The following is a 10622-nucleotide window of genomic DNA, read 5'->3' on the forward strand; positions in this document are numbered from 1 at the left end:
AGACAACAGCAGAACCTCGCGTCGGGGTTCATAATCAACCGCATACTAAAAAGCAAAAAATCAAACCGCAAATTTACTCAATTTGCCCGAATTATGCTTACTTTTAAAAAATACTTGACGCCGTTATACCTGATATAAGAAGAAGCCATGATTTACCTCCGCCTGATAGCAGAAAGTTTCCGTTTCGCCTGGCAAGCCCTGCGCGCCAACCTGCTGCGTACCATCCTGTCGTTGCTGGGCGTCACGATTGGCATCTTCGCGATTATCTCTGTGTTCACGCTGGTAGACTCACTGGAGCGTAACGTGCGCGACAGCATGAGCTTTATCGGCGACAAGGTGATTTATGTAGAGAAGTGGCCATGGTCTACGGGGGGCAGCTATCCCTGGTGGAAGTACTTTCAGCGCCCGGAAGCTACAGAGCAAGAGTTCCGCATGCTGGAGCGGCGCATCACCACCGGTACCGGCGTCGCCATCACTGCGAGCAGAGGCGGCAATACCTACAAGCAAGGCAACAACAGCTACTCCAACGGGAATCTAACGGGCATTTCCTACGATTACCCTAAAGTAAGCGAGGTGCCCATCGCCGACGGCCGCTATTTTACACCACAGGAGTCGGAGGCAGCGCGCAACGTGATAATCCTGGGCGACGAGATCGCCACCACCCTCTTCCCCTACAGCAGCCCCATCGGGCAAACGCTGAAGGTAGCCGGGCAGAAGTTTACCGTTGTCGGGATAATCGAGAAGCAGGGCGAGAATATTTTTGGGATGCCGAACATGGACCAGATGGGCATGATTCCCTACAGCACCTTCTCTAAAATGTTCGATGTAGGCCCCCGTGGCATCGGCTCCAGCATTGTGCTGAAAGGCCGCGAAGATGACCCGGGATTGCTGGAGCTGGAGTATGAGGCCCGCGGCATTATGCGCAACATCCGTGGCCTGCGCCCCCGCGACGAGGACAGCTTTGCAATGAACCGCCCTGAGATGATACAGGAGGCCATTGGCGGCTTTTTTCAGGTGGTGGGCCTGGGCGGCTGGGTTATTGGCGGGTTCTCGATCCTGGTGGGCGGCTTTGGCATTGCCAACATCATGTTCGTGTCGGTAAAGGAGCGCACCAACATCATCGGAATCCAGAAATCACTCGGAGCCAAAAACTATTTCATACTTTTCCAGTTCCTCTTCGAGTCGGTGTTCCTGAGCCTGCTGGGCGGCGGCATCGGCATTCTGCTCGTGTTCCTGCTCACGCTCATCCCGCAGGACATGATGAAGATTACGCTCTCGGTGGGCAACATTATACTTGGCCTCGGCGTATCGGCCGTGATTGGGATGCTGTCGGGGATTATACCGGCGGTGCTGGCCTCTAACCTGGACCCTGTAATTGCCATCCGTTCCAAATAAGGCAAAATATCGCGTGGCTTTTCTTGTTTTAACCTCACGAAAACGAAGGGCCAACGTATTTAAATAAAATTTGTGATGAAGCGCGCCGTTATTGCAGCGGCGCAGGAGCGCGAAAGCCTCCGCAGAAGATGACGAGAAAGAAAATGACAAAACTTAGAAAGACGAGTAAGACCAAGCTAAACGACGAGGCGCTGCACACCGGCAGTGGCCAGACCATCCTGAAGCCAGACGTAAACGACAATAAAGCCAGATCGGTAACAGACCTGCGCGAGAGCGGCCAATCCACTGCCCCGCCTGCCTCCGAGGAAGACATAAAAATACGTCGTGCCTTTGTAGACAAGGACTGGAACGAGATTAAGATTGCCGACTCGTGGCAGATATTCAAGGTAATGGCCGAGTTTGTGGACGGCTTCGAGAAGCTGGCCAAAATTGGCCCCTGCGTTTCCATTTTCGGTTCGGCCCGCACCAAGCCTGACAACAAGTATTACATTATGGCCGAGGAGATTGCCGCCAAACTGGTGCGCCACGGCTATGGCGTGATTACGGGCGGCGGACCGGGCATTATGGAGGCCGGTAACAAAGGCGCCCACTCCGAAGGCGGCAAATCGGTGGGCCTCAACATCCACCTGCCCTTCGAGCAGTTCAACAACATCTACATCGACTCCGACAAGCTTATCAACTTCGACTACTTCTTTGTGCGGAAGGTGATGTTTGTGAAGTATGCGCAGGGCTTTGTGGTGCTGCCGGGCGGCTTCGGCACACTGGACGAACTGTTTGAGGCGATTACGCTGATCCAGACGAAAAAAATAGGCGCTTTCCCGATTGTGCTGGTGGGCCGCGAGTATTGGAGCGGCTTGCTGGAGTGGGTGGAAAACGTGATGCTGAAGATGGAAAGCAACATCAGTAAGGAGGACCTGGACCTGGTGCACATTGTGGATGACCCGTCGGAGGCGGTGAAAATCATCGACGACTTCTACAGCAAGTACCTGCTCTCCCCGAACTTCTAAGAGCGCTATACTTTATACTTTGGAAGCCCGCTGCCAACACAGCGGGCTTCGTTGTTTTTATACTTTACTTCACAAGCCGGACCTGGTAGGTTGCCTCTCCGGTAACAGGTAGTCCATCGGCCGTTATACCTTGTATTCTTATAGAAAAGTCGCCTGTCTGGTCGGTAGTGAAGAAAGAGAAAGTCGCCTTGCCGTCAGAAGACAGCCTGAGCTGCGGCTCCCAGTAAACCAGTTGCCTGAAATCCGGGGTGGCGCTGGTGCCTGCACCAGGTGCCGCCGCGACAAATACCCTGGGCCGGTTGTACTGCTCAAACAACGTGGCATACCCCTTCTCCCTCAGTTTGTCCCTGGCCTCGCCGCTTTTGGTGTATACCGCCAATATGCCATTATCCGCCACGTGCCCCAGGTTAGCCGCATAAAGCTTCTCCTCCATCCAGGTTAGCTCAAAAGAGGAGATGTCGTTCAGGTCGAGCGCCAGTATCTCTTCCATGCCCTTTACCACTACGCCATCTATCAGGTATATCGGCTCTCCTTTCATCATTCGCTTTACACCCGGAGCAACGTAGAGCAGGCGCGCGCGGTGCCGCCCTTTCTTTTTGCCGAGCCTCAGGTTTGTGGTTGTCTCGCGCAGGGCTTCCTCCACATTGTCGAAGGTAATGTACTCGTCCAGTCTGGCTACCCTGTCGGCTGGCAGCCTGGGCACCGGCGCTGTGGCATGGGCCTCTGCCAGGCCGTATGCCTCGTTTATCCGGGTTCTGTTGCGCTGCTGCAGGGCATACTGCACCACATTTTCCGGCAGCGCCTGCACAAAAGCTGTGTCGGTAACTGCACGATAACTCTCGTTCACGAAGGGCATATTTACACCGTCTTTCACAAAGGCATCTACCAAAGACTCAACGCCATGCGCCATCGCTGTTTTACCAGACACTAACCCTGCCCATAGTTCCTGGTCAGGACCAGCTGCTACTAATTGCCCGCCTTCAGCATTGCGCCCCAAAGTTGAGTTGATAGCCAGCGGCATCGTAAAATCGGGTTTTATACTTGTAACGGCAACTGCCAAAGGGGCGCCTGGGGCATGAGTGGTCTGAACGGTGACAGTTACCTGCTGCCGTGGGCCGTACTGCTGCCTGTCTGTGCTGATACTTAGGAGAGGTTGCTTCTGCCGTTGCGCTACCTGCTGCTCGGCCTCTACCAAGCCGCCCGGGTTCAGCAACAGCAGCCTTACGGCCTCACCTGCTTCGGCTGGCCAGGGCACCGCAATGGCTCCACCGGCATTGCCACGTTGCGAGAAGTATACTTTGCCCCCGGCCTCTGCCACCAAAGTATAGCGCCAGGAAGAGGGATTGTTAATCCTTACACGGAGCTGCTCGGCTGTCTGCTCCTCCACCGCCAGCGATAACCCGCTTTGCTTTGCCTCGGGCACGCTTACCCGCCCTGGCGCATAGCCTTCGGCCTGCACCTGTGCCTGGTATTGCTCCTGTGGCGCTGGCGTAAAATCAACCGTGGCCAGGCCGCTCTTATCTGTTTGGAAGTGGACTACCGTTTCACCGGCGCTGTTTTCTATACTTCCGCTGGCAGTAATGCCTACACCGGCCGCATTGGTCACTACTACGGCTAGCTTGGTGGCCACTCCGGCCACCAGACTGTTAGACTCCGGAAAGAACTGCACCTGCACCGGCTTGTTTGCCTCTGCCGGCTTTTTAGTATGGAGGGCCGCCACCTCGCCGGCATTCACAATCAGGAGCGGCTCGCGGTACTGCTGGTCCTTACTGTAGTTCCGCATCCAGTTGGTGGTAGCCAGCAAAGTATAGGTTCCTGTGGGGAGGTTCTCCGGCAGAAGTATGTCGCCGCTCGCCTTGCCTTCCTCCACTATCAGCCGCTGCCGAAGTATAACCTGCTCCCGGGCATCGAGCAGCTCCACATACAGCGTTTTGCTGGGTGGAATGTTGGAGGGAATCTTGCTGAGGAATGCCGTAAACCAAAGCCGCTCGCCGGCTGCGTAGTAAGGTTGGCTGTGTACCAACTGCACCCGTTCCTCAGAGAGTAGCGCCTGCACCTGTCCGGCCTCGGGTAGCTGCTGCGCCATGGTGCTGTAACTTAGCAGGGGCGCCAGTAAAAGTATAAACAGTTGTTTTGTTATCCGCATTTGCCTTGTCATAGAAGTAAGCCACTGATTCTAAAATCCCTCCGGCCTTTCGTCCGTCACGTTAGGGTAAATATCCACAAGCCGGCAATCCCCCTCAGGGATCACCCACGGCGGGCCGGGAAAAGGGGCATAGAGGTAGCGCGGCACCATCTTATAGTCTTCTGTCAGGGCCGAGGCGGTAAAGTAGCCGAACACCCGTTCCTCCGGGTCGGTGGTGCTGTAGAGGTTGCCCTTTATCTGGGCCGGCGGCGGGTCGAAGATGCTGCCCACGTTGCTCTGCTGCTCGTTCAAAAGGCGCCAGAACTCATAGGCCTCCGCTGTCAGCGAGTACTGCCGGATCCGGATGCGGTACATGGTGGGGATGTCGGCCGGGATGATCGCCACAGGATGCTCGAAAAGCCTGCCGTTCGTGAGCCTGTCGTCGGTGGCAGCGACTCTGGTGTTGATGCTGCCTACGTTGGCCCAACACAGCGCAGGCACTGGCGCTTCGCCTGTGTTACTATAAAACGCAAACACCCCTTCGGTGTCCCAGCGGTAGAAGTTGCCCTGCTCCTCCGGGTCCTGCACCTGCACCTTTACCTCAAAGCCCACACTTTTTTGCTCCACTAACTCTCCGGCACCATTCTCCACCACGTTGATGAACTCCTTAAACTCATAGTTTATACTTTGGATAGCTGGTACCGGCGTCAGCAGCTCCGGCCTCGAGGCATACTCCCGCCCATCCGGCAGGCGAACGTGCAAGGAATAGCTCTTGCCCGCTACTGCTTTGAATTCACTCTCCTCTAAAATATAAACGCCACGTAAAGCATAAATCTCGCGATTGCCTTCGGTCAGGCGCATAGTCTGACCCTGTGCGTCCCGTACTTCCACCACAGCTCCCAGCACCGGCTCAAACAGCACGATGTTGTTCTTGCTGTCGAAGGGCGCCGTCCAGGAGAGGGTCACCTTGTTCAAGTCCGGCCTGTTCTGGTCTGTGAGCAGGCCGTCCACCACCAGCAACCTGTTTTCTGCGCCTGTCTCCAGTTCAAAAGGCTCCACGCAGGCTTGCAGGCCAAGTATAAGCAGCAGCAGGCTCCACAGGCAGGTCCTGAATTTTGAATTCTCCTCCATCATCGCCTGATCTTAAAGTTGAAAGATATGGCCGGTAGCACGGTAAGGTTGGCTGTGCGCCCGTAAAAGTATAAGTAGTTTTCTATTGTCCGCATTTGCCTTAGCTATGAAAGTGACTGAGGTTAAAAGCCTTCCGGTTTTTCGTCCGTCACATCTGGGTAAAGGTACGTATACCGGCAATCCCCCTCGGGCAGCACCCACGGCGGCCCGGGGAAAGGGGCATAGAGGTAGCGCGGCACCATCTTATAGTCTTCTGTCAGGGCCGAGGCGGTAAAGTAGCCGAACACCCGTTCCTCCGGGTCGGTGGTGCTGTAGAGGTTGCCCTTTATCTGGGCCGGCGGCGGGTCGAAGATACTACCCACGTTGCTCTGCTGCTCGTTCAGCAGGCGCCAGAACTCGTAAGCCTCCGCCGTCAGCGAGTACTGCCGGATGCGGATGCGGTACATGGTGGGGATGTCGGCCGGGATGATCGCCACAGGGTGCTCGAAAAGCCTGCCGTTCGTGAGCCTGTCGTCGGTGGCAGCGACTCTGGTGTTGATGCTGCCTACGTTGGCCCAACAGCTTGTACGCCCTCCCGGGCCTTTGGTGAAGAAGGCAAACACCCCCTCCGTGTCCCAGCGGTAGAAGTTGCCCTGTTCCTCCGGGTCCTGCACCCGCACTTTCACCTCAAAGCCTGCTGTTCTTTTCTCTACCAGTTTCCCGTCGCTGTTCTCCACCACGTTGATAAACTCCTTAAACTCATAGTTTACACTTTGGATGGGGGGCACCGGCGTCAGCAACTCCGGCCTTGAGGCATACTCCCGCCCGTCGGCCAGGCGGACGTGCAGGGAATAGCTCTTGCCGGCCACCGCTTTGAATTCACTCTCTTCTAAAGTATAAACGCCACGTGAAGTATCAACTTCGCGCTTGCCCTCGGTCAGGCGCATGGCCTGGCCTTGCGCGTCCCGTACCTCCACCACAGGATGAATCACTGCGATGTTGTTCTTGCTGTCAAAAGGAGCTGTCCAGGAGAGGGTTACCTTATTCAGATCCGGCCTGTTCTGATCGGTGATCAGCCCGTCTACCACTAGCAACATGTCCTCGCCGCCTGTCTCCAGTTCAAAAGGCTCCACGCAGGCTTGCAAGCCAAGTAGCAGCAGCAGACTCCACAGCCAATTACTATGCTCTGTTCTCCCCCGCATCATCTCATAATCTTAAAGTTATAAGATATGGCCGGCACCGCAGAACCGATCACCGAGAGCTTGTAAGCCTGCGGGATACTGCCGCCGTAGATTGGCTTGAAGTATACCGAGTAGGGGTTTTTGCGTCCATACAGGTTATACACCGAGAAGGTCCAGTTGCTGATGCTGTTGGGGTTGCGCTTTTTGGAGCCGTCAATAATCAGGGCCACGTCCAGGCGGTGGTAATCGGGGATGCGGTACTGGTTCCGGTCGCTGTAGTTTACCATTAGCAGCCCTCCAATCTTAGCCACCGACTCCGGGTAAGTTGTAGGCCTGCCCGTGCTGTAGGTAAAGTTGGCCGAGACGCTAATCAGGCGGCTAAGTTGCTGGTTCATCACCACTGTAAAGTCATGCGGCTTGTCGAAGTTGGATGGGAAGAGCTCGCCTCGGTTGATCTTCTCCTCCGGCGTAGTCCCATCTACCTGGCGCAGTGCCCGTGAGAACGTATAGCTGGCCCAGCCTGTGAGCTTTTTGCCTTTGCGGCGCACCATCAGCTCTACACCGTACGCCTTGCCCTCCCCGGGAAGCAGGTCTGCATCCAGTGTCTTGTTCAGCAGCAGGCGGGCGCCATCCTTATACTCTACCAGGTTGTAGAGCTTTTTATAATAGCCTTCCGCAGAAAACTCCACGCTGTTATCGTCAAAGTTTCTGAAGTAGCCCAGTGCCACCTGGTCGCCGACCTGCGGTTTGAGGTAAGGGTTGCTTGTTTTCCAGATATCCACCGGGGAAACTGCCGTGGTGTTGGAGATGAGGTGGATGTACTGCACCATGCGGTTGTAGCCCAACTTCACGGAGCTGTTCTCGTCCAGCGTCACCCGCAACGAAGCCCTTGGCTCCAGGTAGTTGTACTGCTTTATCTTCTCGCCTTTGTCAAAGTATAAGGTGTCGGTGATGCTGGAGGCACGCCGGGGCACCTCCGGGTTGTATACATACACCTCGCCCGGACCCAGGTTAAAGTAGGAAGAGTAGCGCAGGCCGTAAGACACAGAAACTTTCGGGCTGAGGGTGTACTGGTGGTCCAAGTAAACGGCTGCTTCCAAAGAACGCTCTTCCGGCATTTTAATGTGAAGCAGACTCGACTGCTCCGATGTCGGCTTCAGCTCCCCGGAGTTAAACTTGTACCAGGTAGCGGAGGCGCCCACCCCAACCTGATGCTTTTCAGAGGGCTCGTAGTTCAGGTCGGCCTTCAGGAGTTTATACTTGATGTCAGAGTCCAGCGTGTAATCGTAAGGGGCGGTTTCGGAACTGACGCCGTATGCGTAGTCTCCAATAACGCCGGTAACGGTAGAGAACAGTTTATTGGTGAAGGTATGGTTCCATTTGGCAGTACCGGTGGCTGTGCCCCAGGCATAGGTCGTGTCGGCCCCGAACCGGAAGCTATCGCGGCTCAGGTAACCTGAAAGTATGAGCTGGTCCTTCTCGCTCAGGGTATAGCTCACTTTCCCGTTGAAATCGTAGAAATAGCCGTCGCTGTCGCGCACCGACTTGTCGGGCACGTAGCGCATCATTAGCCCCGGGTAAGCGCCGCGAGCGCCCAGTATAAAGGAGGCCTTGTCTTTAGCCAGCGGCCCCTCCACCATCAGCCTGCTCGACAGCAAGCCAATGCCGCCACTTACGATGTGGCCTTTCTTGTTGCCATCCCGCAGCTGCACATCCAGCACCGAGGAGGCGCGCCCGCCATACTTGGCCGGAATGCCGCCACGGTAGAGCGTCACGTCCTTGACCATATCGGGGTTAAAAACGGAGAAGAAGCCGAACAGGTGAGAGGAGTTGAAGAGGGGCGCCTCGTCCTGCAGGACAAGGTTCTGGTCTACGCTGCCCCCGCGCACGTTAAAGCCTGTGGCCCCTTCCCCCACCGTGGTTACGCCAGGCATGGCCAGCACACTGCGCACAATGTCCACCTCGCCCAGAAAAGCCGGGATTGTTTTCACTTCCTTGATGTTGAGGCGGGCAACGCCCATCTCCAGGCTCGCCACGTTCTGGTCGGGCGCTACCGTGGACACCTCTACTTCCCGCAGCTCATTTGATACCTCGAACAATTCCACATCCATGATCCGGCTCTGCTGCAGCTGCAGCCTTCTGCGGTCGGTTACCATGCCCACCGACCGCACCTCCAAGGTATAACTGCCGGCAGGGATGGTAAGAGAAAAGCGTCCTTTCTCATCGGTGACAGTGCCTTTCTTCAGCTCGTCAATCACGACGGTGGCTCCTATGCCCGGCTCCTTTGTTTTGGCGTCGCGCACCTGCCCGCTCAGGGTGACCATACGCCTACGGGTACTCTCCGGGGCTGCTCCGGCTATGGCTTCTGCCACTTCAGCGGTATCGGTGTCGGTGCTGAGCCGTGGCACCAGCACGACCGTCTGCGGGTCGTAGTGCAGGGCGGTGAGTTGGGTGCCTGCCAGCACCTGCCGCAAAGCAGAGAGCAGCGGCTCCGCTTTAAAGGCCTGCGTAACGCGTACGCCCTCCAGCCACTCATCCAGGTAGAATATCCGAAGCGCATGCTTCTCCTGCAGGTCTTGCAGCACCGCCTCAAGCGGCTCGTTGTTATAGGTGGCCGTCACCAGTTGTTGGCCGGGCCCCTGCTGTGCCTTTGCACTGGCTGCAGCAATAAGCAAGCCCCATACAAGTATAAGTATGGCCAGTAAGCGAAATCGGTTCATCCGGGCAGTAGCGGTTATGTTGGCGGAGAAAAGCGGCTAGCGCGCTGCAGATGAGGCGCTTCCCATACATAGCAATATATAATTATTATCTTATATCTCAAACAACAGCGCCTCCTGTAAGTATAAATTACTCACCCTTATTCCCTATTCCACCTTAAAAACGGCTTTTCTCCCCAGCCGCCAACCCAGCATTCGGCAACCGGCATTCCGGAGGGGGCAACGGCTTTACCCAATGGTATGGCTATCGTATATTATACTATGCTGAGCCCGGAGAAAGAGAAGATAAAGAAGCTGAAGAAAAAGCTCAAGATACAGGAGAAGAAGAACGCCGAGATACGCGACCAGATGGCCACGCAGCGCACCGTCTTCGCCAATGAGCGTACCCTGATGGCGTACCTGCGCACGGCCATGACCGTGTCGGCCGGCGGTTTTGTTGCCATTAAACTCTCCGACGATGTGTACCTGGACGTAATCGGCATTATGCTCATTCCGGTTGGAATCATACTGGCTGTTTACAGCTTCAGCAGATACAGGCACAAGCAGAAGGTGATAGAAGGCCACCATCAGGACTACCGCCCCACCAGCCACGAGCACGAGCGGGCGCACCATAGCAGGTACAACGAAGAAGGCCAGCACGGACTGCCTTAAGCCCCCCCTGCTATCAACATATACCCTATGCGACACCACCAGGCTATGACCATTTCAGAACAGGACGAGATAAAGAAGCTGAAGAAGCAGCTGGAGCACCAGGAGCAGAAAAACGCCGAGATACGCGACCAGATGGCTGTACAACGCACCATCTTCGCCAACGAGCGCACCTTCATGGCGTACCTACGCACCTCACTGGCCATTGTGGGCGGGGGCTTTGCAGCCCTCAAATTCTCAGACGAAGGGTACCTGGACATGCTTGGGTTAATGGCCATGCCACTGGGGGCGGCGCTGGCTATCTATAGTTTCTACAGGTACCTGCACAGGCAAAAGCTCATTAAGCAGCAAATGAAGGAATACACGCACACCAGCTATCACCACGCCAAAATCCACGAGAAGGAGGCGGCCAGCTACAACAACACACCTTAGTACTTAA

The 10622-nt window shown here is 55.8% G+C and carries 8 protein-coding genes; 4 read left to right on the plus strand and 4 right to left on the minus strand.

What is annotated here, in order from left to right; genetic code table 11:
* The first annotated feature begins 147 nt into the window (after nucleotides 1-147).
* The gene (locus BM040_RS09500) at nucleotides 148-1395 is read left to right on the plus strand and encodes an ABC transporter permease (RefSeq protein ID WP_092100519.1); all 1248 of its coding nucleotides are present in this window, start codon (nucleotides 148-150) and stop codon (nucleotides 1393-1395) included.
* 143 nt (nucleotides 1396-1538) lie between these two features.
* Nucleotides 1539-2402: an LOG family protein gene (locus BM040_RS09505; protein WP_092101444.1), complete on the plus strand. Its 864-nt coding sequence runs from the start codon at nucleotides 1539-1541 to the stop codon at nucleotides 2400-2402.
* 64 nt (nucleotides 2403-2466) lie between these two features.
* Here BM040_RS09505 and BM040_RS09510 read toward each other — a convergent pair whose 3' ends face one another.
* From BM040_RS09510 to BM040_RS09525, 4 genes are all read right to left on the minus strand, one after another.
* A complete protein-coding gene (locus BM040_RS09510) occupies nucleotides 2467-4548 on the minus strand; it encodes a hypothetical protein (RefSeq protein WP_245756169.1) in 2082 nt (693 codons plus the stop codon).
* 30 nt (nucleotides 4549-4578) lie between these two features.
* Nucleotides 4579-5658, minus strand: coding sequence for a DUF4249 domain-containing protein (locus BM040_RS09515; protein ID WP_245756170.1), 1080 nt, complete (start codon nucleotides 5656-5658; stop codon nucleotides 4579-4581).
* A 122-nt stretch (nucleotides 5659-5780) separates the two neighbouring features.
* Nucleotides 5781-6842 (minus strand): DUF4249 domain-containing protein, encoded by a 1062-nt coding sequence (locus BM040_RS09520; protein WP_092100525.1) that lies wholly within the window; start codon nucleotides 6840-6842, stop codon nucleotides 5781-5783.
* Complete coding sequence (locus tag BM040_RS09525; protein WP_092100527.1) at nucleotides 6839-9538, minus strand: TonB-dependent receptor; 2700 nt, start codon at nucleotides 9536-9538, stop codon at nucleotides 6839-6841. Before BM040_RS09525 ends, BM040_RS09520 begins: the two co-directional genes overlap by 4 nt.
* Nucleotides 9539-9775: 237 nt before the next feature.
* Here BM040_RS09525 and BM040_RS09530 point away from each other — a divergent pair, with 237 nt between their 5' ends.
* Entirely contained in the window at nucleotides 9776-10186 is a 411-nt protein-coding gene (locus tag BM040_RS09530; protein ID WP_245756171.1) for a YidH family protein, read from the plus strand.
* A gap of 27 nt (nucleotides 10187-10213) precedes the next feature.
* Nucleotides 10214-10615: a YidH family protein gene (locus BM040_RS09535; RefSeq protein WP_245756172.1), complete on the plus strand. Its 402-nt coding sequence runs from the start codon at nucleotides 10214-10216 to the stop codon at nucleotides 10613-10615.
* The last annotated feature ends 7 nt before the right edge of the window (nucleotides 10616-10622 follow it).

This window comes from Pontibacter chinhatensis (assembly GCF_900113285.1).
Lineage (GTDB): Bacteria > Bacteroidota > Bacteroidia > Cytophagales > Hymenobacteraceae > Pontibacter > Pontibacter chinhatensis.

What these genes read in the sequence shown, in the direction of transcription:
- BM040_RS09500 (WP_092100519.1), top strand. Translation starts at nt 148, where the DNA reads ATGATTTACCTCCGCCTGATAGCAGAAAGTTTCCGTTTCGCCTGGCAA.
- BM040_RS09505 (WP_092101444.1), top strand. Translation starts at nt 1,539, where the DNA reads ATGACAAAACTTAGAAAGACGAGTAAGACCAAGCTAAACGACGAGGCG.
- BM040_RS09510 (WP_245756169.1), bottom strand. Translation starts at nt 4,548, where the DNA reads ATGCGGATAACAAAACAACTGTTTATACTTTTACTGGCGCCCCTGCTA.
- BM040_RS09515 (WP_245756170.1), bottom strand. Translation starts at nt 5,658, where the DNA reads ATGGAGGAGAATTCAAAATTCAGGACCTGCCTGTGGAGCCTGCTGCTG.
- BM040_RS09520 (WP_092100525.1), bottom strand. Translation starts at nt 6,842, where the DNA reads ATGATGCGGGGGAGAACAGAGCATAGTAATTGGCTGTGGAGTCTGCTG.
- BM040_RS09525 (WP_092100527.1), bottom strand. Translation starts at nt 9,538, where the DNA reads ATGAACCGATTTCGCTTACTGGCCATACTTATACTTGTATGGGGCTTG.
- BM040_RS09530 (WP_245756171.1), top strand. Translation starts at nt 9,776, where the DNA reads ATGGCTATCGTATATTATACTATGCTGAGCCCGGAGAAAGAGAAGATA.
- BM040_RS09535 (WP_245756172.1), top strand. Translation starts at nt 10,214, where the DNA reads ATGCGACACCACCAGGCTATGACCATTTCAGAACAGGACGAGATAAAG.